The sequence below is a fragment of the Thermasporomyces composti genome, from assembly GCF_003386795.1.
GTDB classification, from domain to species: domain Bacteria; phylum Actinomycetota; class Actinomycetes; order Propionibacteriales; family Actinopolymorphaceae; genus Thermasporomyces; species Thermasporomyces composti.
The window spans coordinates 3632469-3658734 of record NZ_QTUC01000001.1; the positions used below are offsets into that span (position 1 = coordinate 3632469).

General features: G+C 68.7%; 23 protein-coding genes, 1 tRNA gene and 1 pseudogene. 13 read left to right on the forward strand and 12 right to left on the reverse strand.

From position 1 onward, the window contains the following. The first annotated feature begins 3 nt into the window (after positions 1-3). From DFJ64_RS15785 to DFJ64_RS15800, 4 genes are read left to right on the forward strand one after another with little or no spacing between them, the layout of a single operon-like run. Positions 4-1092: an ABC transporter ATP-binding protein gene (locus DFJ64_RS15785; RefSeq protein WP_115851139.1), complete on the forward strand. Its 1089-nt coding sequence runs from the start codon at positions 4-6 to the stop codon at positions 1090-1092. Next, positions 1092-2072 (forward strand): ABC transporter ATP-binding protein, encoded by a 981-nt coding sequence (locus DFJ64_RS15790; protein WP_115851140.1) that lies wholly within the window; start codon positions 1092-1094, stop codon positions 2070-2072. The genes DFJ64_RS15785 and DFJ64_RS15790 overlap by 1 nt, the downstream gene beginning before the upstream one ends. Next, complete coding sequence (locus DFJ64_RS15795) at positions 2069-3286, forward strand: MFS transporter (protein WP_147304734.1); 1218 nt, start codon at positions 2069-2071, stop codon at positions 3284-3286. Before DFJ64_RS15790 ends, DFJ64_RS15795 begins: the two co-directional genes overlap by 4 nt. Then, positions 3283-4575, forward strand: coding sequence for an MFS transporter (locus DFJ64_RS15800; RefSeq protein ID WP_170152634.1), 1293 nt, complete (start codon positions 3283-3285; stop codon positions 4573-4575). The genes DFJ64_RS15795 and DFJ64_RS15800 overlap by 4 nt, the downstream gene beginning before the upstream one ends. On the opposite strand, the pseudogene DFJ64_RS20260 reads toward DFJ64_RS15800, so the two are convergent. After that, positions 4484-4978: pseudogene (locus DFJ64_RS20260) on the reverse strand (DNA glycosylase AlkZ-like family protein); the annotation flags it as partial. The gene DFJ64_RS15800 and the pseudogene DFJ64_RS20260 overlap by 92 nt on opposite strands. A gap of 313 nt (positions 4979-5291) precedes the next feature. On the opposite strand from DFJ64_RS20260, the gene DFJ64_RS19740 reads away from it, so the two are divergent. The 3 genes from DFJ64_RS19740 to DFJ64_RS15830 all read left to right on the forward strand — a co-directional run bounded on the left by DFJ64_RS19740 (position 5292) and on the right by DFJ64_RS15830 (position 7552). Continuing rightward, positions 5292-5873 (forward strand): NUDIX hydrolase, encoded by a 582-nt coding sequence (locus tag DFJ64_RS19740; RefSeq protein WP_245941167.1) that lies wholly within the window; start codon positions 5292-5294, stop codon positions 5871-5873. A gap of 779 nt (positions 5874-6652) precedes the next feature. Then, the gene (locus tag DFJ64_RS19530) at positions 6653-6823 is read left to right on the forward strand and encodes a hypothetical protein (protein ID WP_170152635.1); all 171 of its coding nucleotides are present in this window, start codon (positions 6653-6655) and stop codon (positions 6821-6823) included. A gap of 96 nt (positions 6824-6919) precedes the next feature. After that, positions 6920-7552, forward strand: coding sequence for a hypothetical protein (locus DFJ64_RS15830; protein ID WP_147304735.1), 633 nt, complete (start codon positions 6920-6922; stop codon positions 7550-7552). Between the two features lie 310 nt (positions 7553-7862). On the opposite strand, the gene DFJ64_RS15835 is transcribed toward DFJ64_RS15830, so the two are convergent. Then, positions 7863-7939 (reverse strand) — tRNA-Arg (locus DFJ64_RS15835). A gap of 208 nt (positions 7940-8147) precedes the next feature. Here DFJ64_RS15835 and DFJ64_RS15840 point away from each other — a divergent pair. Beyond that, positions 8148-8741 carry a single-stranded DNA-binding protein gene (locus tag DFJ64_RS15840; RefSeq protein WP_115851149.1) on the forward strand — a complete coding sequence of 198 codons (594 nt, stop codon included), beginning with the start codon at positions 8148-8150 and terminating at the stop codon, positions 8739-8741. A gap of 211 nt (positions 8742-8952) precedes the next feature. Beyond that, complete coding sequence (gene ettA, locus DFJ64_RS15845) at positions 8953-10635, forward strand: energy-dependent translational throttle protein EttA (RefSeq protein WP_115851150.1); 1683 nt, start codon at positions 8953-8955, stop codon at positions 10633-10635. Between the two features lie 73 nt (positions 10636-10708). Here the strand turns inward: ettA and DFJ64_RS15850 are convergent, their stop codons facing one another. After that, the gene (locus DFJ64_RS15850; protein WP_115851151.1) at positions 10709-11197 is read right to left on the reverse strand and encodes a MarR family winged helix-turn-helix transcriptional regulator; all 489 of its coding nucleotides are present in this window, start codon (positions 11195-11197) and stop codon (positions 10709-10711) included. 98 nt (positions 11198-11295) lie between these two features. Here DFJ64_RS15850 and DFJ64_RS15855 point away from each other — a divergent pair, with 98 nt between their 5' ends. Together DFJ64_RS15855 and DFJ64_RS15860 are read left to right on the forward strand one after the other, a co-directional pair. After that, positions 11296-11856 carry a YceI family protein gene (locus DFJ64_RS15855; protein ID WP_115851152.1) on the forward strand — a complete coding sequence of 187 codons (561 nt, stop codon included), beginning with the start codon at positions 11296-11298 and terminating at the stop codon, positions 11854-11856. A 196-nt stretch (positions 11857-12052) separates the two neighbouring features. Continuing rightward, entirely contained in the window at positions 12053-12457 is a 405-nt protein-coding gene (locus tag DFJ64_RS15860; protein WP_211310634.1) for an acyl-CoA thioesterase, read from the forward strand. A 7-nt stretch (positions 12458-12464) separates the two neighbouring features. Here the strand turns inward: DFJ64_RS15860 and DFJ64_RS15865 are convergent, their stop codons facing one another. Further along, on the reverse strand, positions 12465-13100 hold the full coding sequence (locus tag DFJ64_RS15865) for a DUF1707 SHOCT-like domain-containing protein (protein WP_115851153.1): 636 nt from the start codon (positions 13098-13100) through the stop codon (positions 12465-12467). Between the two features lie 334 nt (positions 13101-13434). Here DFJ64_RS15865 and DFJ64_RS15870 point away from each other — a divergent pair, with 334 nt between their 5' ends. Next, positions 13435-14796, forward strand: a complete 1362-nt coding sequence (locus DFJ64_RS15870) for a Gfo/Idh/MocA family oxidoreductase (RefSeq protein ID WP_115851154.1) — start codon at positions 13435-13437, stop codon at positions 14794-14796. A 15-nt stretch (positions 14797-14811) separates the two neighbouring features. Here DFJ64_RS15870 and DFJ64_RS15875 read toward each other — a convergent pair whose 3' ends face one another. The 8 genes from DFJ64_RS15875 to DFJ64_RS15910 form a co-directional block, all read right to left on the reverse strand. After that, positions 14812-16959 (reverse strand): glycoside hydrolase family 95 protein, encoded by a 2148-nt coding sequence (locus DFJ64_RS15875; RefSeq protein ID WP_245941168.1) that lies wholly within the window; start codon positions 16957-16959, stop codon positions 14812-14814. Between the two features lie 233 nt (positions 16960-17192). Further along, a complete protein-coding gene (locus DFJ64_RS15880; protein WP_115852155.1) occupies positions 17193-18857 on the reverse strand; it encodes a glycoside hydrolase family 13 protein in 1665 nt (554 codons plus the stop codon). A 178-nt stretch (positions 18858-19035) separates the two neighbouring features. Then, positions 19036-19488: a globin gene (locus tag DFJ64_RS15885; protein WP_115851155.1), complete on the reverse strand. Its 453-nt coding sequence runs from the start codon at positions 19486-19488 to the stop codon at positions 19036-19038. 158 nt (positions 19489-19646) lie between these two features. Then, positions 19647-20663 carry an ABC transporter ATP-binding protein gene (locus tag DFJ64_RS15890; protein ID WP_115851156.1) on the reverse strand — a complete coding sequence of 339 codons (1017 nt, stop codon included), beginning with the start codon at positions 20661-20663 and terminating at the stop codon, positions 19647-19649. Beyond that, positions 20660-21643, reverse strand: coding sequence for an ABC transporter ATP-binding protein (locus DFJ64_RS15895; protein WP_115851157.1), 984 nt, complete (start codon positions 21641-21643; stop codon positions 20660-20662). Before DFJ64_RS15895 ends, DFJ64_RS15890 begins: the two co-directional genes overlap by 4 nt. 4 nt (positions 21644-21647) lie before the next feature. After that, complete coding sequence (locus DFJ64_RS15900; RefSeq protein ID WP_115851158.1) at positions 21648-22634, reverse strand: ABC transporter permease; 987 nt, start codon at positions 22632-22634, stop codon at positions 21648-21650. Beyond that, a complete protein-coding gene (locus tag DFJ64_RS15905; RefSeq protein ID WP_115851159.1) occupies positions 22631-23674 on the reverse strand; it encodes an ABC transporter permease in 1044 nt (347 codons plus the stop codon). The genes DFJ64_RS15900 and DFJ64_RS15905 overlap by 4 nt, the downstream gene beginning before the upstream one ends. A 6-nt stretch (positions 23675-23680) precedes the next feature. After that, positions 23681-25510 carry an ABC transporter substrate-binding protein gene (locus DFJ64_RS15910; protein WP_115851160.1) on the reverse strand — a complete coding sequence of 610 codons (1830 nt, stop codon included), beginning with the start codon at positions 25508-25510 and terminating at the stop codon, positions 23681-23683. Positions 25511-25813: 303 nt separating this feature from the next. Between DFJ64_RS15910 and DFJ64_RS15915 the strand changes: the two genes are divergently transcribed. Then, positions 25814-26239 (forward strand): OsmC family protein, encoded by a 426-nt coding sequence (locus DFJ64_RS15915; RefSeq protein WP_115851161.1) that lies wholly within the window; start codon positions 25814-25816, stop codon positions 26237-26239. Positions 26240-26266 lie beyond the last annotated feature (27 nt).

The window sequence follows — 26266 nt, forward strand, 5'->3', positions numbered from 1 at the left end:
CCGATGACGACCGCGCCACTCGCAGGGGAGGTGGGTCATGCCACCACCGTGCCCCACGCACGTTCGAAGGCCGGCACGAGCGTCGCGCCGGGCCTGCGGGTTCGTGACCTTCGCGTCTCCTTCGCCCTCGAGGACGGGACGTACCCCGTCGTGAGCGGTGTGGACCTCACCCTCCAGCCCGGGGAGCGGATGGCCTTGGTCGGCGAGTCGGGCAGCGGCAAGACCGTCACCATCCTCTCGCTGCTGCGCCTCCTCCCGGGCATGGCGCGGCTCGAGGCGCGCGAGCTGCACGTCGCGGGTCATGACGTGCTGACGTTGGACGATCGTCGGCTGGACGGCATACGCGGCAAGGACGTGGCGATGATCTTCCAGGACCCGATGTCGTCACTCAACCCGGTGCTCCGCGTCGAACGCCAGATCACGGCACCCATGCGACGACACCTCGGTCTGTCCGCGAAGGACGCGAGAGAGCAAGCCGCCGCCCTGCTCGGGCGAGTCGGGATTCCGGATCCCGCACGGTGCCTGCGTGCCTATCCACACGAGCTGTCCGGGGGCATGCGGCAGCGGGTCATGATCGCGATCGCGCTGGCGTGCCGTCCACGGGTGCTGCTCGCGGACGAGCCGACGACCGCGCTCGACGTGACGATTCAGGCGCAGATCATCCGCCTGCTCACCGAGCTTTGTGACGACCTCGGGCTGGTGTGCCTGCTGGTCACGCACGACCTCGGGGTCGTCGCCCGGTTCGCTCACCGGGTGGCCGTGATGTACGCCGGGAGAGTGGTCGAGGAAGGCCCGGTCGGTGACGTGTTCGCGACACCACGCCATCCCTACACCAGGGCGCTGCTGGCGAGCGTTCCGACGACAGACCGACGGGCGTCCCTCAAGCAGATCGACGGCGCCCCGCCGGGACTGCGCGCCCGACCGAGCGGCTGTCCCTTCCATCCACGCTGTCCCGACGCGGTCGACATCTGCCGCGTCGCAACCCCGGCGCTCGCGGACCACGGTTTCCAGCATCTCGCCGCGTGTCACGTCACCGCGCCCAACGACGGCGTGAGCCCGCCATCCCCGAGTGCCGAGGGGAGAGCGAGCTGATGGTCGGCACCAGGCCTGTCCTCGAGGCGGACGACCTCGTCAAGCACTTCGTGGTACGGGTGAACGGCGTGAAGCGCACGGTCCGCGCGGTCGACGGTGTGTCGCTGCGTCTGGACCGCGGGCGCTGCCTGGGCCTTGTCGGGGAGTCTGGTTGCGGCAAGACCACGACGGGGCGGCTCATCGTCGGGCTGGACGAGCCCACGAGCGGCCGGATCGTGCTCGACGGCCAGCCCTTGCACCGGTTGAACGGCCGAGTCTCCCGCGCCGTCCGGCGTCGAATCCAGATGGTGTTCCAGGATCCTCACGCGTCGCTCGACCCCCGCATGACGGCGGCGCAGTCGGTCGCCGAGCCGCTTCGGGTGAGCGGTGTTCCGCGGCGGGAGATCGCCTCCAGGGTGAGCGAGCTGCTGCGCCGAGTGGGGCTCGACGACGACATCGGTCGGAGGCGACCCGGCGCGCTGTCAGGAGGGCAACGCCAGCGGGTCGGCATCGCCAGGGCGCTCGCCCTCCGACCCAGCGTGCTCGTCGCGGACGAGCCGACCTCCGCGCTCGACGTGTCCGTGCGAGCGCAGGTGGTGAACCTGCTGCGTGACCTGCAACGCGAGCTGTCGCTCACGATGCTGTTCATCTCCCACGACCTGTCGACCGTGCGGTACCTGTGCGACGAGGTGGCGGTGATGTATCTCGGCCGTATCGTCGAATACGGCCCGACCGACGAGGTGTTCGACCATCCGCGGCACCCCTACACGCGTGCCCTTCTTGACGCGGTGCCGGTGCCCGACCCCGCGGTCGAGCGGGCGCGTGCGAGCGTCGTGCTGGAGGGCGACGTCCCGGATCCGTCCGCGCCGCCGTCCGGGTGCGCGTTCCGGACGCGCTGCCCTCGTGTCGTGGAGGAGTGTGCCGTGGAGCGGCCGCGGCTTCGAAGCGTCGGCACGGGTTGGCTGGCGGCCTGCCACCGCGCGGACAACGCCCGCTCATGAGTCTGCTGGGGGAGTTCCGGAACCCACTGCGAACGCTTCGTCATCGTGACTTTCGCCTGCTCTGGACGGGCGAGGTCCTGCGAACGTCCGCCCAGTGGATGGACACCATCACCCGTGGGTTCCTCGTTCTCGAGCTCGTCAACTCGAGCGCGCACCTCGCCCTAGTGAACGCGGTTCGGAGCGCACCCTTGCTCGTCCTGGGTCTGCTCGCCGGAATCCTCGCCGACCGGGTGAGCCGGCTCCGGCTGCTGCTGGCGAGCCAGACGATGAACGTGGTGGGGAACCTCGCGATCGCCGTGCTGACGTTCACCGGACTGGTGTCCCTGTGGCACGTCTACCTCACGGCTGTGCTCATCGGCTTCGGGATGGCCCTGAACGCCCCGGCGCGGCAGTCAGCGTTGCCCTCCCTCGTTCCCGAGCGGGACCTGCAGAGCGCTGTCGTCCTCAACACCGCGACGTTGAACATCGGACAGGCGATCGGCCCGATCATCGGAGGCGTCAGCGTGGGTCTCGTCGGCGTCGCCGGCAGCTACCTGGTGCAGGCCGCGATGTTCGCGGTGGCAGGGTTGCTCATCCGCCGGATCAACCTCCCGGCGCGCAAGGGCAAGCCACAGGGTCGGCTGCGCGACAGCGCGGTCGACGGCATCCGGTACCTGCGACACCACGAGCTGCTCCCCGGACTCCTGCTCATCTCGGTCTCCACCATGCTGCTGGTGCAGCCGTTCCGGGGTGTGGTCCCCGCGATCGCCGTGCTGCGACTCGGCCTTGACGCCACCCGGGCGGGCCTGCTCATGGCGGCGTTGGGTGCGGGCTCCCTGCTGTCGGTCATCGTGCTCGCCGCGCGTCCTCCGGTGCCGCGGCCGGGCCGCCGCATCGTCACGAGCGCCGTGGGATTCGGAGTCGCCATCACCGTCTTCGCGCTCTCGACCGACCTGGTCGTGGCCGGGGTCGCGCTCTTCGCCGCGGGCCTGCTCCAGGCGAACAACCGGACGCTCACCCAGTCGCTCGTTCTCAGTGACACTGAGGACGCGTACCGCGGGCGCGTCTCGAGCGTCTGGGTGGTCAACCGAGGAGCCATGCCGGTCGGCTCGACGGCGTTGGCGGCTCTCACGACCGTCACCGGGGTCGGGCCCGCCGTTGCGGCGATGAGCGTCGCCGGTGCGATCGGTGCGGGATACGTGGGATGGAGGGTACGGGCACTGTGGCGACGGTGAAGGGTCGAGGAGCCGGATCGGCATCCGGGGGGTGGCGGGATCGGATACGGGACGTCGACCCCGTTCTGCTCGTCGTCTGCTTGACCGTCGCCACGACCCAAGCCGCGTGGTCCGTCGTCGTGCCCGTCCTGCCTGCCTACACCGCCACCTTCGGCGCGACCGCGACCGAACTCGGTCTCGTCATCGCGATGTTCGGCGTCGGGCGACTGCTCATGAACCTCCCCGCGGGGGTCCTCAGCACCCGGGTCGATGCGAGGAAGCTCTTGGTCGTCGCGGTGGTCGGCGTGGTGGCCTTCCAGGCCGCGACGGCGTTCGCGCCTTCGCTGGAGGCGCTGCTCGCCTTGCGGCTCGCCACCGGACTCGCCGGTGGCGCGGCCATCACGAGCGGCATGACGCTCATCGCGGACCTCACGCACACGACGAACCGCGGCCGTGCCATGGCGCTTCTCCAAGGTGTGCAGCTCGTGGGAGGAGCGATCGGACCTCCCTTGGGCGGCTTGGTCGCCATGCTGTGGGACTACCGCATGCCGTTCCTCGTGTGTGGAACGTTGGCGGGGCTGGTCTTGGCCTTCGGGGGGCGCACGCTGCTGCGTGCACCTCAAGGGGTGTCGGAGCCCTCTTCCCGTCAAGGCGTGTCGAGGTACCGAACGGAGTCGGACGGCGAGCGACGGGGGAGTCTCCGACGCTTGCTCGCCGACCGGAGCTACCTCGCCATCTGCGCCGTCGGGTTCTCCGTGTTCCTGCACCGGTTCGGCGGCGTGCAGTCGCTGATCCCGCTCATCGCCTACACGGTCGTGGGGCTCAGCGTCAGCGAGCTCGGACTCGTCCTCGGGATCGTGACCGCGTGCAACCTGGTCATGCTGTCGCTGGCCGGTGCGTTGAGCGACCGTGTGGGGCGGAAGCGGGTGATCGTGCCGGGCATGCTCGTCATCGCGACGTTCCTGCCCCTCTACCTCGTCTCCACACACGCGGCGTGGTTCATCGCGGTCACCGTCGTCACGGGGGTCGCCGCCGGTTTCTCCGGGCCGACCCCGGCCGCGTACGTTGCGGACGTCGCGCCGAGCAACGGGCGCGGGCCCGCCGTGGGCATGTACCGCACCTTCGGTGACCTCGCCGGCATCGTCGGCCCGATCAGCTTGGGCTGGCTGGTCGACCACACCGGCTACCAGATGGCGGTCGTCGTGCTCGCCGCCGTGATCATGACGACGATCCTGGTCTTCGCCTTCGTGGCGCGCGAGACCGTGCAGTGGACGTCCCGCCGTGTGCTGAGGAACCAGGTGGCCGGCTGACCCCATCGACCCCGAATCTCGCCTTGTCCTTGAACGCGGGGATGATGTTGTCGTAGCGAGGGACCAGTCGACAAACGTCGGTCGCCGCGTGCTGCCTTTCCAACCCCTTGAGATCCATCAGGCGCTCGCCTCGCGGGCCCTCCAGCCATGTCGGCGAATCCGCGCACGAGTCGATGGCCTCGCGCCAATGTCCCACACCGGTGAAGTAGGCGAGGTCTTCCTCCGTCGCTGGTCCGAACGCCGCCGAGTACGGCTCCAGGAGTGCCGTCCGGCCGACGTCCGCGCTGGGCGGATTCCCGAGCCATGTCTCGCAGTCCTGGTGGTGCGGTGACTGGTCCCATCCCCACCATGAGGCCGTCGGGACCTGGACGAGCGGAACACACATCCGCGCAAGGAAACCGAGCGCATTCGTGCCGACACCGGGTTAGCCCCGTCGCGCGGTTCCTTCCCCCATGCGGCTCTCGAGAGGGGACGTTGCGACAGCTTTTTTGTCGCCGTGTTCGGAACTCGTCGAGGTCGAGAGTGGTGACGACGCGGGGAAACTCCTTCCGCATCGTCGCTTCGGAGATCGGAGACAGAAGTCCTCGCCACGCGAGATAGTCGTCAGAAAAGAAAGCGCCAGCCCGGTCCCTGGTAGCTCGCCTGCCCTTGTCCCGCAAACGAAGCCGACCGCAGTGCGACTGATCGTGTCGCCTGCCTGGGATAGCGTCAGACACGTGACCTACCACGAGAAGCAGTCCGATGCAACGCGGTGGATCGTCCACGGTGAGCGGTCGATCTACGAGAGCGAGTGGGTGCGGCTCTCGCTGGTGGACGTCGAGCTGCCGGATGGGCAGCGCTTCGATCACCACGTGGTCAGAATGCCGGCGGCTGCGATGTCGGTTGTGCTCGACGAACAGGATCGTGTCCTGCTGATGTGGCGTCACCGGTTCGTATCTGACATATGGAACTGGGAGTTGCCCGGCGGGATCGTTGAGGAAGGTGAGGAGCCTGCACAGACTGCTGTGCGAGAGATCGAGGAGGAGACCGGTTACCGGGCGCACTCTGTTGAGCATCTGGTGACGTTCCAGCCCCGGATCGGGATGCTCGACTGTCCGCACTACGTCTTCCTTGCGCGGCGAGGGGAATGCGTCGGGGAGCCGGTCGAGAAGACCGAGATGCAACGCATGGAGTGGGTTCCGCTGGAAGAGGTTCCCCGGTTGATCAAGCGTGGGGAGATCGCGAACTCAGGCACGTTGGTCGCGCTGCTTCACGTGCTTGCGATGGGGCATGTAGCTGCGGTGTCACACGGCGAGTAGCTGGGCGATCCGGCGTTGCTGGCGTGAAGATCGGGTCGACGTGGCGAGGACGCCGTCTCTCTGGCTTGGCGACATGCCTCCTCTCGCTCGCCACATACGAGGTGCGCTGGCGCTAGATCGCAACGGAGTCCCGCTTCGGCTCGGGCGAAGTTCTTGCCCATCGGCCTCAGCGCGGCCGTGGGGTCGTCGACAGCCTCACTGGCACCCAGTCGGGCGAGGCAGTGGCTACGCCACCGAGCAAGGTGGACGTCACCGAGCACGAGGAACGGCATGTCAGGGTCCGCAGCGTCCCTTGGCAGGAGACGCTCAGCCGCATCGATTGCCTGGCGGCAACCGACCTCGTTGCCAAGAGTCGCGAGGATCTCGCCTTCCGCCATAGAGAGCCATGCGCGGAGCAGGGATCGCAGCCGTGATGCATCTACCCGACACCGAGCGGTCCAGCCGCGCGACAACGGGACACTCGTGGGGCGCAACGCCCAGACCGGATCCGAGACCGTTACCGGGCCGGTTCACAGCCGACCTCAGCTTCCGGGAGCTCCCTCTCGTGTCTGGCATCGGTGCAACGACTTGTTGCGACGGGTTTCCCCTCACGCGCACCTGGCCGAACAACGAGGTCAATGCCGAGGAGGAGCTCGGCAGGATCACCCGAATCGGTGACGAGTTCACCGTAGAGGTCGCGGCCGGCAAGCACGTTCGCCACCTGCTCACGGAGATGGAGGCTCACGGAGATGGAGCCTGAGGAGAAGTGGCCTGATGGCGAGTACGCGAGGCATCCTGGAATGACAACAGGCACCCCGCATGACAGGCACATCTTCGAGCAGATCATGGAGTGCTGGCGGTGTGTCGTTCTGCGCGACGACATCGTGATCGCGCGGTTGTATTGGTTCTTCCAGGAGGTATGGGAGACCGTCCACGGTCCCATCGCCCCTCATGCATCGGCGAAGCGGTGAGGGCGAGGCCGGGCCTGTGTGCCCGGTCGGCGGTGCGGAGACCTCCGTCCTGACGTGCCAAGCCACCAACACACACCAACCCCGCAGGAGCCGACCATGACCGTTGCCCTCTCTATGCGCGCAGCCGCCTACCTACGTGACTTCGACACCGCCGCGACCGAGCTCCGTCTCGCCAAGGACGTGGCCCGCGTCCACGCTGACCAGGTGCGCGAGGACGACCACACCAAGTACCCCGAAGGCTTCGGCAGCCCGCTGTGGGACGGTCGGCTTCGGATCAGCGGCTCAGCTGACATCCACGTCGCGTGGCTCGCGCACCACTACGAGGAGATGGTCGCCCGATACTGCAACGTCGCAATGACCGCGCTCACCCGAACCGTTGACGGGCAGCCAGTGACGATCGACGACTTGCGTGACGCGGACAATGCCTACCGGGCACGGTCGCCTGTCATGCCGCTCCTCCCGCCGCTACCGACGAGAGAGCAGCTGCTGGCCCTCACCGAAGGGCGCCCCTTTGTCGAGATCCGGTCGGCGTGGCTCACCGCACAGGAGGCTCTTGACGCCACCCTCGAAATACGTGACCTGGAGGAAGCTCTGGAACGGCTCGGCGACGTCGACCGGGACCGGCTGGACCAGCTCCGCGCCGAGGCCGCCAACCTCTGGCCACGGACCCACGTGTTCGCCCAGGCGGTTACTCGTGCAGTGGTCGACCTGGCGAGTCTGGTGTCCTAGGCGATCGTCGTCGTCCACCACGCGACGACACCGGCGCCACGATCCTGCGCGACCTGCGCCACCACCCCCGAGCAGATCCCGGAAGCCACAAGCCGTCGCGTCGGCCATGAACGCCTACAGCCACGTAGCCCCCGGAGGTGTCCCGCGAAGCAGCCGAGCGTATAGCCGGCGTGCTGTGGCAGGGCACCGACGACGCGCGCGTCCTAACCGCGAGCAGCAGCGCGAGCGCCGTTGCTGCTCGCGTTGCTGCTCGCACCGGAAGGCAAGCTGGCGGTCCAAGGGCGAAAGTGGCCCTGACCTGCGGTTTTGCTGGCGCGCCCGGCAGGATTCGAACCTGCGACCATCGGATTAGAAGTCCGGTGCTCTATCCAGCTGAGCTACGGGCGCCGGGGCGGTCGGGAGACCACCACCGAGAAGCCTAGTGGAGCGCCTGTCACGCTCGCGGAGGTCGATCCGCTCCTGTGGACGACGTCTCCTGCGCGTTCGTCCACAGCCGGACGTATTGATCGCATTGTCCACATCTGCGCCGTACGTCGTAGCTGGGGTCCTGGCGGGGCGGGCACGGTGGTGGCGAAGAGCTCACGGAGGGTCGCCCATGAACGAGACGATGATCAGCATCACCGGCAACGTCGCCACCGACCTGCGGTTCGTGCGGTCCGAGCGTGGGACGCCGCTCGCGTCCTTTCGGCTGGCGTCCACCGAGCGTCGCTATGACCGAGGCCGAGGTGAATGGACCGACGGCCGCACCACCTTCGTCACCGTGGTGTGCTGGCGCTCTCTCGCCGAGAACGCCGCCGCGAGCCTGCGCAAGGGCGACCCGGTCGTGGTCCTCGGCCGCCTCCGAGTGGAGCCGTGGGAGCGAGAAGACGGCCGAACTGGAACGTCAGTCGAGGTCGTCGCCCATGCGATCGGTCACGACTTGTCGCGCGGCACCTCCGCCTTCCGACGGACGCGCCGCGAGCCCGGCGACGCGATCTCCGATGGGCAGATCGAGCAGCTCGCTGGCGGCGAGGTCGAGGTACGTCAGCCGACCGACTCCTCATCGGCCGGCTCGCCGGCGGACGGCTCGCCTAGGGCTCGGGTGAGCGGCGCGACGGAGCCGGCGCCACTCGTCGCCCCCGCCGCAACTGGCGAAGGTGTCGGCGTCACCGACGCACCGGAGGTGGACGTCGACTCGCGGGCCGCCTGACGCGGTCCGCGTGGAATGTGCGGAAGGAGCCCTGCGCCTCCCGCCGCTGCCGGGCGGTCCCGGTCTCGCCCCATGGCCCGTCCCCCCGCCAACCCCCCGTGGGCGCGTTGCGAGGGCCGCCCGGCAGCTCCATCCCGGTGGGGCGGATCTCGATCGGTAGAATGGCCATCAGTCTGCTCCCATCCCCTCCACGCTTGCAAGGTGAAGGCCTGTGCCTGAGTTCATCTACACGCTTCGCGGCGTCCGCAAGGCGCACGGCGACAAGGTCGTGCTCGACAACGTGACCCTTTCGTTCCTTCCTGGGGCGAAGATCGGCGTTGTCGGGCCGAACGGCACCGGCAAGTCGACCTTGCTCAAGATCATGGCCGGCCTGGAGGAGCCCTCCAACGGTGAGGCCAAGCTGGCTCCCGGTGCCACGGTCGGCCTGCTCCAGCAGGAGCCACCGCTGACCGAGGGCAAGACCGTCTGGGAGAACGTCCAGGAGGGTGTCGCCGAGACCAAGCGGATGCTCGACCGCTTCAACGAGATCTCGGCCGAGCTCTCCAACCCAGACGCCGACTACGACAAGCTGCTCGAGGAGATGGGCGAGCTGCAGACTCGCCTCGACCAGCTCGACGCGTGGGACCTCGACTCGCGCCTGGAGATGGCGATGGACGCCCTCCGGTGTCCGCCGCCCGACGTCGTGGTCGACCGACTCTCCGGGGGTGAGCGCCGGCGCGTCGCGCTGTGCAAGCTGCTGCTCTCGCAGCCCGACCTGCTCCTGCTCGACGAGCCGACCAACCACCTGGACGCGGAGAGCGTCCAGTGGCTGGAGCAGCACCTCGCCTCGTACCCGGGCACGGTGCTCGCCGTCACGCACGACCGGTACTTCCTCGACAACGTCGCCGGGTGGATCCTCGAGCTCGACCGTGGCAAGGCGTACCCCTACACAGGGAACTACTCCACCTACCTCGAGACGAAGCGTGAGCGGCTGACGATCGAGGGGCGCAAGGACGCCAAGCGCAAGCGGATCCTGGAGCAGGAGCTCGAGTGGGTTCGGTCGAACCCCAAGGCGCGACAGGCCAAGAGCAAGGCCCGCCTCCAGCGCTACGAGGAGCTGGCCGCTGAGGCCGAGCGGGCGAAGAAGATCGACTTCGAGGAGATCCAGATCCCGCCGGGTCCTCGGTTGGGCAACGTCGTCCTCGAGGTCAAGAACCTCACCAAGAGCTTTGGCGACCGCAAGCTCATCGACAACCTGTCCTTCACCCTGCCTCGGGCCGGCATCGTCGGCGTCATCGGGCCGAACGGCGTGGGCAAGACCACCCTGTTCCGGATGATCGTCGGTGAGGAGAAGCCCGACTCCGGCGAGATCAACGTGGGAGAGACGGTCAAGATCTCCTACGTTGACCAGACGCGTGCCAGGATCCCAGCCGACAAGACCGTCTGGGAGACCGTCTCCGACGGCCTGGACTGGATCCGGGTGGCGAGCTTCGAGATGCCCAGCCGGGCCTACGTCGCGTCGTTCGGCTTCAAGGGCCCCGACCAGCAGAAGCCGGCGGGAGTGCTGTCGGGTGGCGAGCGCAACCGGCTGAACCTCGCCCTCACGCTCAAGCAGGGCGGCAACCTTCTCTTGCTCGACGAGCCGACCAACGACCTGGACGTGGAGACCCTCCAGTCGCTGGAGAACGCGCTTCTCGAGTTCCCCGGCTGCGCCGTGGTGACGTCCCACGACCGGTGGTTCCTCGACCGGGTCGCGACCCACATCCTCGCGTGGGAGGGCGACGAGGAGAACCCGGCGAAGTGGTTCTGGTTCGAGGGCAACTTCGCCGACTACGAGGCGAACAAGATCCAGCGGCTCGGGCCAGAAGCGGCCCGTCCACACCGGGTCACCTACCGCCGGCTCACCCGCGACTGATACGGCACAGGGGCCCGCTCGGCGCGTCGCACTGCCTCGACGTGGCTGGGCTGCGAGCACGCTCGTGGGCGCCCTACTCGCCAGCGGGCTCCTGGACTCCGCAGTCCTTCTCGCACCCGCTGGCGCGACGAACCGCCTCGAAGGCACGGCCGATCGCCGCGAAATCCTCCGGGCTCACAAGGTCGACGAACGCCTCCCGGACGCCGGCGACGTGGATCGGAGCCGCCTCCACCAGCCTCGCGTACCCCGCGTCGGTGAGCCTGGCCAAGACGCCGCGACGATCCGACGGGCACGGCAGCCGCTCCACGAGCCCCATCGCCTCCATCCGACACACTGTGTGGGTGAGGCGGCTCCGCGAGTGGTGCACCGACGCGGCCAGCTCGGCCATCCGAAGCGTCCGCTCCGGCGCCTCTGACAGCCGCACCATGATCTCGTACTCCGCCAGAGACAGACCTATCCCGCGCAGGTCGTTCTCCAGGCGCTCCATCAGGCACGCGGTGCCCACGAGATAGTTGCGCCACACCCGCTGCTGCTCCGCCGTCAGCCACCGCACCGTCGCCATGGAACCAGCCTATGTGACACCGTTGACTCTTCAACAATCTCGCCACTAGGATGAGCGACTGATTGAAGTTTCAATCGCCTACAAGGAGAGTCGCCGCGATGACCATCACCTCCGTTCCAGGCCTTCTTCCGGGCGTGTGGACGATCGACCCCGTTCACTCCGAGATCGGTTTCACCGTACGTCACCTTATGTCCAAAGTGCGCGGAGTGTTTCGGGAGTTCGAGGGCGCCGTGGAGGTCGCCGAGGATGTGGCGGCGTCTCGGGCGACCGCGACGGTCAAGATGGCCTCGATCGACACCGGTAACCAGCAGCGGGACGACCACCTGCGGTCGAGCGACTTCTTCGAGATCGACAAATACCCGGAGATGACCTTCGTCTCCACCGGCCTCCGCCCCAACGGCGACGACCCCAGCTCCTTCATCCTCGTCGGCGACCTCAGCCTGAAGGGCGTGACCAAGCAGATCGAGCTCGCCGCGGAGTTCCTCGGGGTCGACCAGGACGCCTTCGGTGCCACGCGGGCCGGATTCGAGGCCACCGGGAAGATCAACCGGAAGGACTTCGGCGTCAACGGCAACGTTCCCCTCAGCGGGGAGAAGTTCCTCATCGGTGATGAGGTGACCATCAACATCACCGTGGAGGCTGTCTTCAAGAAGGAGTAGGTCCACGGGACGGCCCAGGGGCAGGACCCGGTGTGCCGGACCGGTTCAGCGTCCTGATCGTGACCACCGTCGGGGTGGCCGACCGCACGAGCGGCGAGCGGCCACCCCGACGCGTGTTCGACAACGTCGACCGACGCCTGCCGCGGCGCGCCGAGCCGGTGGATTACCAACCAGGTCGCCGCGAGAGGATCAGCACGTGGCTCGATTCGTCTACCCGTGCCCGCTTCGCTGGTCGGACATGGACGCCTACGGGCACATCAACAACGTCAGCTTCGTGCGGTACCTGGAGGACGCCCGGATCGCGGTCTTCTTCGCCGCCGCCAAGGAGGCCAATCTCACCAGCTTCGAGGGCCAACTCGTCGTCGTCCGGCATGAGATCGACTACGAGCAGCCGTTGGTCTACCGCCCCGAGCCCGTGCTGGTCGAGCTGTGGGTGAGCGAGATACGGAACTCGTCGTTCACCGTGAACTACGAGATCCGTGATGACGAGGCCCGCTATGCCACTGCCCGGAGCGTCTTGGCGGCGTACAACCCGAGCGCGGGGCGTGCGAGACGTCTCTCACCGGAGGAACGGCAGTGGCTGGAGCGCTACCGGGAGTGAGGCCGGGTCAGGAGCCGATGGCCTTCCGGTTCCGCTTGCTGGGCTTGCGCGGCTTGCGCTTGACCTCGACGCCACCCCAGAACGCCAGCCCGGTCACCCGGACGGTCACGCCACCAGGGGCGAGGTCGGTGGGCTGACCGGACTCGTCGAAGCCGCCCATGATCCCAATACCGTCGACGATCACCGTGATGTCGTCGGGCACGATGATCTCGACACCACCCATCACGGCGAACGCACGGATGGTGACCTCGCGTTGCGCGAAGCGCGCGTTACGGAGGTCGAGCTGCACGCCTCCCATGAAGGCGACGGCCGTGTAGGCCGCTGGCACGACCCAGGGCCCCCGTCGGCTGGCGCCGGACATGATGGCGATGGAGAACGACTGCCCCGCGGTTCCACCGATCAACGCGCTGCTGGGAGCGGGGCTGACCGACGGCCTCCCCCCTGGCGTGGGGAGATCACGCGTGTAGCGCTCCAACTCCGCGTACGTCTTCGCGGCGAAGACGCCGTCGAGGCGCTCCTGAAGCTCGTCGAAGGTCAGACGGCCGTCTGCCGCGGCCTCGCGCAGCACCTCGGCGGCCTGGTGTCGATCGGCGTCCGAGGCGCGGATGTCGCCGGGGCCAATGGGTTCGGGCGGCAGACTCACGGCGCAAAGTGTAGGGCCTGAAAAGCCTGCGGCGAACCCGTGAGGCGGCCGCGAGCGGGGCACCGAATTCTCTCCGGTGGGTCTTTCAGGTGGTGGCCGCGCCAGTTCCGGTCAGGCCTCCCATTGCCGCGCGCGTTTCCGCCAGGTTTGCCCGAGAATCGGGATGGCCACTGGCCGCTGAGTCGCTGGTCCGCGCACACAGATGACCACCTCGGAGAGGGAGGGTGTCGCGGCGAAACAGCGGCGAGAACGCGGGTGCGTCTCGTCACAGACGCCGTGCGACGAGTCGCAGACACCGTGCAAAGGGAGCGCAAGGGGAGCGAGAGGAGCCGCGATGACCGGTGAGCCGTCGCCTGGATACCAACGTTCGAGTGCGCGCGACGCCCGCGTACGGTACGCCGTCGTCGGGCTGGGTTCGCGTTCTCGCATGTTCACCACGGCGTTGCTCACCGACTACAAGGACCGTGGCGAGCTCGTCGCGCTCTGCGACCTCAACCAGACCCGCATGGCCTACTACAACCGGGTCTTCACCGAGTCCTACGGAGTGGATCCGGTGCCGACGTACCGGCCGGAGAAGTTCGTCCAGATGCTGGACGAGCAGCGGGTGGACGTGGTGATCGTGACCTCGATCGACCGCACGCACGACCACTACATCGTCGCCGCGATGGAGGCCGGCCGCGACGTCATCACGGAGAAGCCGCTGACGACGGACGCCGCGAAGTGTCAACGCATCCTGGACACCCAGGCACGGACCGGGCGGCGGCTCACCGTCTCCTTCAACTACCGGTACGCACCGCGCAACTCCGCCGTGAAGGAGCTCATCCAGTCTGGCGCGATCGGGGAGGTCCTCTCGGTCCACTTCGAGTGGTTGCTCGACACACGACACGGCGCGGACTACTTCCGCCGCTGGCACCGAGACAAGCGCAACTCCGGCGGTCTCATGATCCACAAGGCGAGCCACCACTTCGACTTGGTGAACTGGTGGCTCGGGACTGTTCCCGACACGGTCTTCGGCTTCGGCGATCTGCGCTTCTACGGACGCGACAACGCCGAACGTCGGGGCGAGGTCGTCCGCAGCTACCGCAGCCATGGCAGCCCTGACGTGGACAAGGACCCGTGGGCGATCAACATGGCGGCCGACCCCGTCTTGCGCGCGCTGTACCTGGAGGCTGAGCACGAGGACGGCTACATCCGCGACCGCAACGTCTTCAGCGACGGCATCAGCATCGAGGACGACATGGCGGTCCTGGTCCGCTACGAGAGCGGCGCGACGATGACCTACCACCTCACGGCGTACTCGCCGTGGGAGGGATACCGGGTCATGTTCAACGGCACCAAGGGACGGTTGGAGCTGGAGGTCGAGGAGCGCTCCTACGTCAGCGGTGCCGCGCAGGACCCGAACCAACCCGGGCAGCCGATCACCGAGCCGATCGACCGGACTCGGCTCACGCTTCGTCCCTTGTGGGAGGTTCCACGTCGGATCGAGGTGGAGGAAGGGGCGGGTGGCCACGGTGGCGGCGACCGCCGCCTGTTGAACGACCTGTTCGGTGGCAAGCGTGAACCCGATCCGCTTGGCCGTGCCGCTACCCACCTCGACGGCGCTTACGCGATGCTCGTCGGCGCCGCCGCGAACCAGTCGTTCGCGACTGGCTTGCCGGTGCGTATCCGTGACCTCGTGCGCTTCCCTGGTCGGTAGGCGACCGCCCTCGACTCACCGACCTCCACCGTCTGTTGGGGTGAGCCGCAGGACCTGACCCCCGTCGGCGCGTAGCCTCACCTCGTCGCCCTCGCGACTGTGCGGCGCGACTCGACCGGTCGCCAGGTCCATCACGTCGTAGGAGAGCGTGGCGAACGCCTGTGCTCGCAACCGCAGCGTGACGGCTTGGCGAGTCGCGAGCTCGATGTGGACCGGGCGGGAGTCTCGCCACGCGACGTCGACGGTGAGACCGCCTCGTGCGCGCAACCCGCTGACCCGTCCGTGCCTCCACGCCGTGGGCAGTGCGGGCAGGAGATGGACGACGGTCTCGTCTGGGCTCCACTGGCTCTGGAGCAGCATGTGCGTCATCGCGGCCGTCACCCGCACTGTGCCTTCGGCGTGGAAGGGGGACAGGCCACCCATCAGGTTCGGCGGGGTGAGCTCGCGCAGCAGGTCTCGCACCAGCCGGTGCGCGTGGTCACCGTGGCCGAGTCGGGCCCACCGGTCGATGTGCCACGCCTTGGTCGGATCCACGTCGTCGGGGACGCGTGGTCGTGGGATGGGCGTGACCGGTTCGTCCGGTTCGGGCGCGGCCAGGACTACCTCAGCCGAGGGCACGGTCCCGAGGTGGAGGAGGGGGTCTGGGTGGCGGAGGGACCGTTGGGTGTCCACCGGGTCGACCGTCGCCGCGCGCGACGTCGCGCCGACGCGGGTGGCCGGGTCGAACCGATCCAACGTGTCGACGAGCCGCTTGCGGAACTCCGGATCCTCGTCGAGAACCTCGTTGGCGATGAGGGTGTGACGCAGCACGTCCCACACGCCCCACCGCGACATCCACACCTGGGCGTGAGCGGGGACGGTCCTCGAGGGCTCGTCGGACGGGCCGTCGGCGAGGATGTCCAACCAGATCGCCGCCACTGTCGCCAGGACCGGGTAGGCCTCGGTCCGAAGGAAGTCCTGATCAGCGCTGAACTCGTAGTGCTCCCACACGTGCTGGCACAGCCATGCCGCTGTCTCGAGGAAACGGCGGTGACCACGCCTCGCGCATTCCCACGGAGAGCCATGTGGGTGCCACCCAGGTGTGCGGTTGACGTCACCGGCACGGTGGACCAACCCGAGCCCGTCGACGGTGTCGAACAGGGGGAGCGCGGTCTCGGTGAGGTTGGTGGCGTGCACCGGCCAGTCGACCAGGTCGAGCGTGCCGCTCGTGGCCCGCGACCCGTGCGGACCACACGCCGGCGTGACAGCCGGCGTGCCTTCCCGCGAGGACGCGATCGCGAGGTAGCGGCCGTAGTGGAAGTACAACGCCTCGACCGCGCGGGCGCGAGGTCCGACGCCGTCGTACGTCGCGAGCGCCTGGTCGGTGGGAACGTCGGTGACCGCCGGTTGCCCGACATCGAGAGCAACTCGGTCGAACAGACGGCGGTGGTCGGCGACGTGCACGGCTCGCAGCGTTGGGTAGGGCTGCGCGGCTGCCGTGTTGATCCGGCGGGTCACTCGGCGGTGAGGGTCCTTGCCGCGGTACGTCGGGTAACCGGGCACGTAGTCGGTGGCGGCGCTGACGAGGACGGTGACCGCGCGCGCCTCCCACACGGTCACGCTGTCCTCGCCGTCGTGGAGGGCGCCGTCCTCGGCGACCACCAGGACTTGTGTCTCGTACCGCAAGCCGCTGGTGGGCGACGCTCCGCGCGCGGTGATGCGTCCATCGTGAACGTCGACGCTGACGCCCTTCTGCGACGGGCGGAACTCAACCGTCAAGGAAAGCTTGCTTGGCTGGCTGGCCTGGAACCGGCTGACGATCACCCGGGCCGGGTGACTCGCCAGATGCTCACGGCGGTAGCGCACCCCATCGAGCACGTACTCGACCCGCGCGATCGCTGAGCCGAGGTCGAGGTCGCGGCGATAGTCATCGACCACGATCCCGGCGTCGTGGACGTGCACGAAGAGGTCGCCAAGGGTCGCACTCGGCTGGCCCCACCGCATGGTCTTCTCGCTGAGCCGGAGGCGTTCGGAGACCACGCCGCCGAAGACCATGGCACCCAGTTGCCCGTTGCCAATGGGCAGGGCTTCGTCCCCGTCATCACCGGCCGGCTCGGAGTACCACAGAGTGGGGCCCTGCGGGTTGGAGAAGGCGGGGTGACCGCCCGAGACCGGACGTGACACGAAGCGAGCCTCCTGACGTGAGGTCTGGGACGGGCTCGGGACTTTGATCGTACATCTGACGACTGATCTCGCGAGGGCCATCCTCGGTCACGTCAGCCACGACCGCTGCGCGCTACCAGCGCACACGTGTCACGGGTTGGCAGCTCCGCAGGGGCGCGGTCGTCCTCACGCCCGCGAGGCGAGGCAGTGGCGTGGCGGGTGACACCGCCACGCCACCTTCATCCAGCGTGGGGTCACGTCAAGCGCAGCCAAACGGCGGTGTTGCCGGGTAGCTGGTCGCGCGCGTCGCCCTCCAGCGGCCCGCTCGCCAAGGCGACCTCGGTGTGTGGCGGAAGCGGAACGGGGCGGTCGGTGAAGTTGACCACGCACCGGAAGCCGTCACCGCGGTCGAAGGCGAGCACACCGTCGGGCACTTCGTCGTACCAGGTGAGCGGCTGCTCGGCCAGGCCCGGCCACGACCGGCGCAAGCTGATCGCCGACCGGTAGAGCTCGAGCATCGAGGTGTCGTCGCCGGTCTGGGCCTCGACGCTGAGCGTCTTCCACTCCGCCGGCTGCGGCAGCCACGGTGGCGCGGCACCGAATCCGAGGGCGGGTGACTCACCCGTCCACGGAAGTGGAACTCGACAGCCGTCCCGACCACGCCTCGTGCCGCCGGAACGCCTCCAGATCGGGTCCTGCAAGGCCTCGACCGGCAGGTCTTCCACCTCGGGCAGTCCGAGCTCCTCGCCTTGGTAGATGTAGGCGGACCCGGGGAGCCCGAGCATGAGGAGCGCGGCCGCCCTCGCCCGCCGCACGCCCAAAGCGACGTCACACGGCGTGGTCCCCGCGGGCTCGTGCTCCCGACCGGCTGGGCGTCCGTAGCGGGTGACGTGCCGGATGACGTCGTGGTTGGACAGCACCCAGGTCGTGGGTGCGCCGACGTCCGCCAGCATCCGCAGGTTGTGGTCGATGGTGGCCCGGAACTTCTCGGCGTCCCACGGGCACCGGAGCAGGTCGAAGTTGAACGCCGTGTGCAGCTCGTCGGGGCGCAGGTAGTGGGCGAGCCGGTTGGCTTCGGTGCGGACCCACGCCTCGGCGACGAAGATGCGCGGGCCCTGCGGAGTGTCGGCGTAGGAGTCGGCGACCTTGCGCCACGCGCGGTAGATCTCGTGGACGCCGTCGCGGTCCCAGTGTGGGTGGTCGGCGATCTCGGACTCGGCGAGCAGCTCTTCCTTGTCCCAGCCGATGTCGGGGAGGGCCGGGTGCTTGACCAGACCGTGTGCCACGTCGATCCGGAAGCCGTCCACACCGCGGTCGAACCAGAACCGCAGGATGTCCTCGAACTCGGCGCGGACCTCGGGGTTCTCCCAGTTCAGGTCAGGCTGCTCGGGCGCGAACAGGTGCAGGTACCACTCCTCGGGCACGCCCTCCTCGTCGCGAACCCGCGTCCAGGCCGGTCCACCGAAGACCGACCGCCAGTCGTTGGGTGGGAAGGCGCCGTCTGGGCCGCGTCCGGGCCGGAACCAGTACCGGGCCCGGGCCGGCGAGCCGGGCTCGGACGCCAAGGCTTCCCGGAACCAGGGGTGCTGGTCGGAGGTGTGGTTGGGAACGATGTCGAGGATGACGCGCAGACCGTGCTCGTGCGCCTCCTCGATCATCTGCTCGGCCTCGGCCAACGTGCCGAACTCGGGCGCGATGGCGCGGAAGTCGGCCACGTCGTAGCCGCCGTCGGCCATGGGCGAGACGTACCACGGCGTGATCCAGATGGCGTCGACGCCCAGCGCGGCGAGGTAGGGCAGCCGTGACCGAATACCGGCGATGTCGCCGATCCCATCGCCGTTCCCGTCAGCGAAGCTGCGGATGTAGATCTGGTAGATCACGGCCGTCCGCCACCATGGGCTCGGCGTGTTCGCGCTCATGAACGCCACCTTCCTGTCGGCATGAGCTCGCTCGTCTGGGCTGGGCGAGGCGCCACCATTGTGGTGGACGCTGTGTGGGAGGTGGGGTCGGGTGCGTCGACAGGTCGTCTGGTCGAACGAAGAGACGATCGTCGAAACAGCACGTCGACCACAAGGCGACGGGGCGTGAGGGCGGACCTCAGCTCAGGAGGTTGGGACGCGACTCGTCGAACGTGTTGACCAGGGAGTGGGCGGCCATGACGAGGTAGTTCCACAGCCGCTCCTCGTGCTCGGGCGCGAGCTTGAGCTCATCGAGCGCCACACGCATGTGGTGGAGCCAGCGGTCGCGAGCATCCTCGTCGATCGGGAACGGTGCGTGACGCATCCGCAACCGTGGGTGTCCGCGCCGTTCCGAGTAGGTGGTGGGACCACCCCAGTACTGCTCGAGGAACATCCGCAGGCGGGTCTCAGCGCCACGCAGCGTCTTCCCCGGATACATGGGTCGGAGCACGGGATCCTCGGCGACGCCCTCGTAGAAGCGCTGGACCAGCCGCCGGAAGGTCTCGTGTCCGCCGACGGCTTCGTAGAAGGTCTGCGGCTCCGTGCCGGCGCCGTCGGTCTGGGGTCCGGGAGAGTGTGTCTGCTCGCTCATCGCCGTCCATTGTGCAACTGGCCGCAAGGCCGGGTGACCGACGTGTCCGGCGACCGGACGGCCGGAAGGACGTCGCGCTCCCAGATGGACCGATCGCCGCGGGTCGGCCAGGTCCGACATGCCTCGGATGAGGGAGCCAGGCTCCGGCTGCGCCGACGCTAGCCGGACACAGAACCCGCCTCGGCCGCCTTGGTCGGTCGGGCCATGCGCAGGTGGCAGGCGACGACGTGCTGGTGGGGGTCAGCGGGGAGGACCGGCAGCGGCGTCCGTCGACACGCGTCCGCGACCCCGGCCGCGGCCGCCCCTCCGGAGGCGAGCTCGGGACAGCGCGGGTGGAAGCGACATCCAGCCGGGATGCGCGTGGCGTCCGGCGGCTCGCCCGAGAGCACGACAGGCTCGGACACGGGGGAGTCCGGCAGGACCGACACCAGCGCCCGTGTGTAGGGATGCTGGGGGTCGGTGAGCACCCGCTCGGTCGGTCCCGACTCGACGATCCGGCCGAGGTACATGACGGCGAGCCGGTCCGCAATGCTCCACGCCAGCCCGAGGTCGTGCGTGACGACGAGCGCCGCGAGCCCGAACTGCTCCCGGAGCCGAAGCAGCAGGGCGAGGATCTCACCGCGGACAGACGCGTCCAAGGAGGCGACCGGCTCGTCGGCAATGAGCACCTTCGGCTCGAGGACCAGTGCCCCCGCGATGACGACCCGCTGGCGCTGACCACCGGACAGCTCGTGAGGGTAGGCCAGGAAGAACCGCTCGGGTGGTCGCAAGCCGCAGTGGGCGAGCGCTTCCGCCACTCGGTCGCGCTCGTTGTCGGTGATGCCGTGGATGCGCAGGCCCTCCGCGACCGCCTCGTAGACCGTGTGTCGGGGGTTCAAGGCACCGGTGGGGTCCTGCAGGATCAGCTGGACCGCCCGACGGTACGCCTTGAGCCCGGACGAGGTCGAGGCCAGCGGCTCGCCGGCGTAGGTGATCGTGCCGGATGTCGGCTTGACCAGCCCGAGCAGTGCCCGGGCGAGCGTCGTCTTCCCACACCCGGACTCGCCCGCCAACGCCAGCACCTCGCCGGGCGCCAAGTCAAGGTCGACACCGTCGACCGCACGAGCGCGTCGGCCGCCGCGCAAGCGGAAGTCGACGGTGAGCCCGCGGGCCGACAGGATCGGTTGCTCGGTCATGACGCCTCCCTCGACGAACCGGCTGGCAGGACACGGACACACGAGGCGACACGGTCCGGGCCCGCCGGCCACAGCTCCACGTCGGTCGTGGCGCACTCCGGTCGGGCGAGAGGACACCGGGGATGGAAGGCACACCCGGACGGAACGGCGGCGGGATCCGGTGGGTCGCCGCCGAGCCCACGAGGACGTCCGCGGGCGGCCGGGTCGCCGATCTTGGGGAAGGCGGCCGCAAGGGCTCCCGAGTACGGGTGTCGTGGATCGCCGAACAGCTCCTGGGCCGGTCCCATCTCGACGACTCGACCCGCGTACATGACCGCGAGGCGGCGACAGGTGGACGACAGGATCGACAGGTCGTGACTGATCATGAGGAGCGCGATGCCGCGCTCCGCGACCAGGCTGGTGATGAGGTCGAGGACCTGGGCCTGGATCATCACGTCGAGCGCCGTCGTGGCCTCGTCCGCGACGATCAGCCGCGGGGAGCAGGCCAGCGCCATCGCGATCATGACCCGCTGTCGCTGCCCACCGGAGAGCTCGTGGGGGTAGCTGCGCGCCCGCCACGCCGGCAGACCGACCTGGGTGAGGAGCTCCTCGGCGCGGGCGAGCGCCTCGGACTCGCGCACCCGCTCGTGCAGCATGATCGGCTCGGCGATTTGACGCCCGACCCGGTGGACGGGGTTGAGGGCGTGCATGGCGCCCTGGAAGACGATGGACGCGCCGGCCCAGCGGACCGCGCGGAGCTTGCCCCACGACATGGTGAGGACGTCCTCGCCGTCGAGCAGGATCTGCCCGGTGATGGTGGCGGTCCGGGGGAGGAGCCGCAGCAGCGCCAGCGCCAGCGTTGACTTGCCGCAGCCGGACTCCCCGGCGATCCCCAATGTCTCACCCGCGTCGAGGGTCAGGTCGACGCCGCGGACAGCGGGCACGGGGCCGCGCGCGGACTGGTACGTGACCCGCAGATCTCGAACGTCCAGCAGGGGCATCGCGTCACCGACCTCGCAGCCGAGGGTTGAACACAGCCTCCAGGGCTCGGCCGCACAGTGTGAAGCAGAGCACCACGACGAGGATCGCCAGACCGGGCGTGAGCAGGTACCACCACGCGCCATAGGTCACCGCGCCCGACGCGTTGGCCCGGCTGAGCATCCCACCCCACGAGACACGCGCGGGGTCGCCGAGGCCGAGGAAGGACAAGGTGGCCTCGGCCAGGACGGCACTGGCCACCTCGAGCGTGGTGCTGGCGAGCACGAGCGGCATGACGTTCGGCAGCACGTGGCGGGTCATCTGGTGCCAGTGGCCGGCGCCGAGCGCCCGCGCGCGTTCGAGATACGGGCGGGCCTCGACGGCGAGCGTCTGGGCGCGGATCAACCGTGCCGTTCCGGCCCACGACGTGACACCGATGGCGACGACGATGGTCACGATGGTGGGTCCGAGCAGCGCGGCGAGCGCGATCGCGAGCACCAGGCGGGGGAGGACGATGAACCAGTCCGTCACGCGCATGAGCACGCTGGAGACCCAGCCGCCGAAGTGGCCGGCCGTGATGCCGACCAGCGTCCCGATGCCGATCGCGAGCAGGGTGGCGGTCACGCCGACCAACAGTGAGACGCGAGCCCCCCAGAGCGTGAGCAGCGCCACCGACCGGCCCGTCTCGTCGGTGCCGAGGAAGAACTCACCCGCCTCGCCCGGACCCCACGGCCACCAGCTCGGAGGTTCCAGCCGCTTCCCGGGCGCCCGAGTGACGTCGAGGCCGCTGGCGTCGGTGATGAGGGGTGCGGCGAGGGCGGCCACGACGATGAGGGCGAGACCGACGAGCCCGACGACGCCGGCGCGCTGTTGCCGGTAGTCCCTCCAGAAACGGGCCAATGCCGCCCGGCGGCGTTGCCAGACCACCGCGCGCGTGGACGTCAAGCGGCTCGGCTCCTCCGGCGAGGTGTCCGGGGACGTGGGTGGGGGTGTTCCGGTCGTCGACGCGGTCATGACTGGCGCACCCTCGGGTCGAGGAATCGGTAGACGATGTCGGCGGCGGTGTTGGCGAGGATCACGGCGGTGGAGAAGAACACGAAAGTGCCCTGCAGCAGGGGCAGGTCCGGGATCTTCAGCGCCTCGTACGCCAGCAGGCCAAGTCCGGGCCAGCTGAAGACCGTCTCGGTGAGAATCGCACCACCGACCACGCCCCCCAGGTGGAGGAAGAGCAACGTGACGGTGGGCAACAAGGCGTTCGGGACGGCGTGCCGGCGGCGTACCAGGTCGTCGCGGAGTCCCTTGGCCCGCGCCGTCGTCAGGTAGTCGTTGCCCATCTCGTCGAGGATGGACGAGCGCATCACCAGCACGTACTGCGCGTAGATCACCGCGGTCATCGTGACCGCCGGCAGCACGAGGTGGTGGAGGGTGTCGAGCGTCTGCGGCCAGAATCCCGGAGGCGTGCGCGGCGACACCATGCCGTTGATGGGGAACAGCCCCAGGAAGCGGCCGAAGACCATGACGACGATGAGGCCGAGCCAGAACGTGGGCGCCGACCAGAGGGTCAAGGCCACTCCGACGTGGAGGCGGTCGTAGCGGCTGCCCTGCCGCCAGCCCGCCTTGGTGCCGATCCACAGGCCCAGCGAGGCGGACAGCACCAGCGCGGTGCCGGTGAGCAGGACCGTGGGGCCGAGACGCTCCAGGATCAGCTCCATGACCGGTCGCTGGTACTGGTAGGACTCGCCGAGGTCACCGGTGAGGACGCCGGTGAGGTAGTCGGCGAACTGCACAGGGAGCGGTCGGTCGAGCCCGAGCCTCTCCCGCAGGGCGGCGCGCTCCTCCGGCGTGGTCGGGATCTCGCGGGTCAGGGCGTCGACCGGGTCGCCGCCCAGGATGCGGAAGAGGAAGAAGGCCGAGAAGACCACCATGAACAGCGAGATCGCGGCGCCACCGAGCTTGGTCAGCAGGTAGCGGCCGAAGCCAGACCCCGACCGCTCGGGTGGTTCGCTGGTGGCCGAGCCCTCCGACCCGGCCACCAGCGAGGATTCGACCGTCATCGGGCGCTACTCCCGCTCATCGGCGGTCTGGCGACGGCGGATGGCCACGAGCACGGCCGCCGCGGCCACGACGAGCACCGCAGCGCCGCCACCGAGGACGAGACCGATGCGGGAGCCGCCAGCGCTCTCCTCCTGCGTCTCGACCACGGGCGTGGCGGAGAGGAAGGCCCAGTGGCCTTGCTGGCCTGAGATCATGCCGCGCTCGGCGGGCTGCTTGACGAAGCCCGTCCAGCGGTCGCTGCGGTAGGCCTCGAGCTGGTCGGCGTAGACGAGCGTGATCACCGGCGCCTCGGTGTAGAGGATCTTCTGCATCTCGGCGATCAGCTCGGCTCGCTTCGTCAGGTCGGTCTCGAGCTTCTGCTGCTCGTGCAGCTCGTCGAAGCGCTCGTTGCAGTAGAAGGTGTCGGTGTTCCGCTCGGTCCCGCTGGTGTCGCTCGGCAGCGCGTCGCAGGTGTAGAGCGAGAGGATGCTGGTCGGGTCGGGCCCGACGCCCCAGCCGGAGAAGATGACGTCGAACTTCCCGGCGTACAGCATGTCGTTGAGCTTGGTGGAGTCGGTGCTCTGGACCTTGATGTCGATGCCGAGCTCCTTCCACCAGCCCTTCAGGTACTGCGCGATCGTCGCGTACTGGGGGTTGTCGGCGTGGTGGAGCAGCCGGAACGACAGCGGCCGACCGCTCTTCGGGTCGACGCGGATGCCGTCCGGACCCTTGCGGTAGCCGGCCTCGTCGAGGATCTGGTTGCCCTTCGCGATGTCGAACTCGACCTTCTCGGGACCCTCGGGCTCCCAGAAGTAGTTGGAGAAGATCCGCGGGATGTAGCTGACGCCTGGTGTGGCCATCCCGTCGTAGACCTTCTCGATGATCTCCTCGCGGTTGACGGCGTGGTGCATGGCCTGGCGCACCCGGACGTCCTTCAGGGCGGGGTGGCCGTCGCCGAAGGGCTTGCCGTCCCGGGTCTGCGCGCCGACGTTGAACGTGATGGAGCTCGTCCGGCGGTTCTGCGCCTGGTTGCGGGTGATCCCCTTCTGGCCCTCCAAGCCACGGTACTGCGCGGGCGTCAGGCCGCTGACCAGGTCGACCGACCCGTTGATGAGGGCCTGCACCGCCGCGTCAGGCGTCTTGTAGTAGCGGAAGATCAGCTCGTCGTACTTCGGAGCCCCGCCCCAGTAGTCCTTGTTGGCCTTGAGCCGGATGAACTGGTCGGTCTTGAACTCCACGACCTGGAACGGGCCGGACCCGACGAGCGGGAAGTCGAAGTTCTTGTACTCGCCGAGGTTGTCGATCTTCTCCCAGATGTGCTTGGGGACGATCGGGTTGTCGAGCGCCAGCATCTGGTTGGTCGGCTCTTTGAGCTTGATGACCAGGGTGTAGTCGTCCGGCGCGTCGACGCTCTCGAACTTCTCGACGAGGTCCGCCGAGGAGGCCCGCGCGGCCTCGTCGGTCATCATCAGGTTGAAGGTGAACTCCGCGTCGCGCGCGGTGAGCGGCGTGCCGTCGGAGAACTTGACGCCCTTCCGGATCTTGTAGGTCCACGTCAGCCGGTCCGGCGATTCCTCCCAGCTCGTCGCCAGGCCCGGGACCGGGCTGTAGTCCTCGGCGCTCCAGTCGATGAGCGAGTCGTAGGTCAGCCCGGAGATCGTGTAGCCGATCGCGAAGAAGGACAGGAAGGGGTTGAACGTGTCGACGGACTGGCTGACCGCCACGACCAGCTGGGTCGGCTGCTCGTCGGCCGTCTGGTCGGCGTACGCGGCGTTGGATGACGCGAGGCCGGCCACACAGGCGAGTGCCGCCAGACCGGCCGTGACGCGTCGCCACCGACGTGGTGCGATCGGCATCTGGCACTCCTCAGAGGTGGATGAAACTTTCTGCCGAAGAGGGCAGATCGTTGGTAAGTGAGGGCGATCGTGCCGCCGGTCCTGCCCACGGTCAAGACCTTCGGCGCAACAGTCACGGTGCTGTAACCCACACGAGTCGAGACCTCACTGGGGACGACAAGGCTCGGCACGCCGGTCGACGGCTCGTCGTCGCCTCGATCACCGGAGAGGGCAGGATGGACGAGTGCCTCGTTCACGGTCGACGCCTCAGCGAGCAGCCGGGATGAGGACCGTTAGTCGCTGATCCGCACGAAGGAGATGCCTATGGCCACCACACGCACGGCGAACGCGCATTGGGAGGGTTCCCTCATGGAGGGGTCCGGCCGGGTCTCGCTCGACTCCTCCGGCCTTGGGACCTACGACGTCACGTGGCCATCGCGCGCGGAGCAGCCGGATGGGCGCACCAGCCCCGAAGAGCTCATCGCCGCGGCTCACGCCACCTGCTACTCGATGGCGCTCTCCCACGGGCTGGCCCAGGCCGGCAACCCACCGAGCAGCGTCGACACCAAGGCCGAGGTGACGTTCCAACCAGGTGAGGGGATCACCGGGATCCATCTCACGGTGCGCGCCAGCGTGCCGGGACTCGACGCCGAGGCCTTCGCGCGGGCGGCGGAGAACGCCAAGGCCAACTGCCCCGTCTCCAAGGCGCTCGCGGGCACGAAGATCACCCTCGACGCCGCCCTGGTCTGAGGCTGGCCGGCCGCCGTGTCCGGTGCC

Coding starts and splice junctions, on each gene's coding strand:
- DFJ64_RS15880 (WP_115852155.1), bottom strand. CDS start 18,857: ATGAGCGCGAACACGCCGAGCCCATGGTGGCGGACGGCCGTGATCTAC.
- DFJ64_RS19530 (WP_170152635.1), top strand. CDS start 6,653: ATGACAACAGGCACCCCGCATGACAGGCACATCTTCGAGCAGATCATG.
- DFJ64_RS15855 (WP_115851152.1), top strand. CDS start 11,296: ATGACCATCACCTCCGTTCCAGGCCTTCTTCCGGGCGTGTGGACGATC.
- DFJ64_RS15915 (WP_115851161.1), top strand. CDS start 25,814: ATGGCCACCACACGCACGGCGAACGCGCATTGGGAGGGTTCCCTCATG.
- DFJ64_RS15895 (WP_115851157.1), bottom strand. CDS start 21,643: ATGCCCCTGCTGGACGTTCGAGATCTGCGGGTCACGTACCAGTCCGCG.
- DFJ64_RS15830 (WP_147304735.1), top strand. CDS start 6,920: ATGACCGTTGCCCTCTCTATGCGCGCAGCCGCCTACCTACGTGACTTC.
- DFJ64_RS15905 (WP_115851159.1), bottom strand. CDS start 23,674: ATGACGGTCGAATCCTCGCTGGTGGCCGGGTCGGAGGGCTCGGCCACC.
- DFJ64_RS15885 (WP_115851155.1), bottom strand. CDS start 19,488: ATGAGCGAGCAGACACACTCTCCCGGACCCCAGACCGACGGCGCCGGC.
- DFJ64_RS15840 (WP_115851149.1), top strand. CDS start 8,148: ATGAACGAGACGATGATCAGCATCACCGGCAACGTCGCCACCGACCTG.
- DFJ64_RS15900 (WP_115851158.1), bottom strand. CDS start 22,634: ATGACCGCGTCGACGACCGGAACACCCCCACCCACGTCCCCGGACACC.
- DFJ64_RS15890 (WP_115851156.1), bottom strand. CDS start 20,663: ATGACCGAGCAACCGATCCTGTCGGCCCGCGGGCTCACCGTCGACTTC.
- DFJ64_RS15870 (WP_115851154.1), top strand. CDS start 13,435: ATGACCGGTGAGCCGTCGCCTGGATACCAACGTTCGAGTGCGCGCGAC.
- DFJ64_RS15910 (WP_115851160.1), bottom strand. CDS start 25,510: ATGCCGATCGCACCACGTCGGTGGCGACGCGTCACGGCCGGTCTGGCG.
- DFJ64_RS15795 (WP_147304734.1), top strand. CDS start 2,069: ATGAGTCTGCTGGGGGAGTTCCGGAACCCACTGCGAACGCTTCGTCAT.
- DFJ64_RS15850 (WP_115851151.1), bottom strand. CDS start 11,197: ATGGCGACGGTGCGGTGGCTGACGGCGGAGCAGCAGCGGGTGTGGCGC.
- DFJ64_RS15785 (WP_115851139.1), top strand. CDS start 4: ATGACGACCGCGCCACTCGCAGGGGAGGTGGGTCATGCCACCACCGTG.
- DFJ64_RS15790 (WP_115851140.1), top strand. CDS start 1,092: ATGGTCGGCACCAGGCCTGTCCTCGAGGCGGACGACCTCGTCAAGCAC.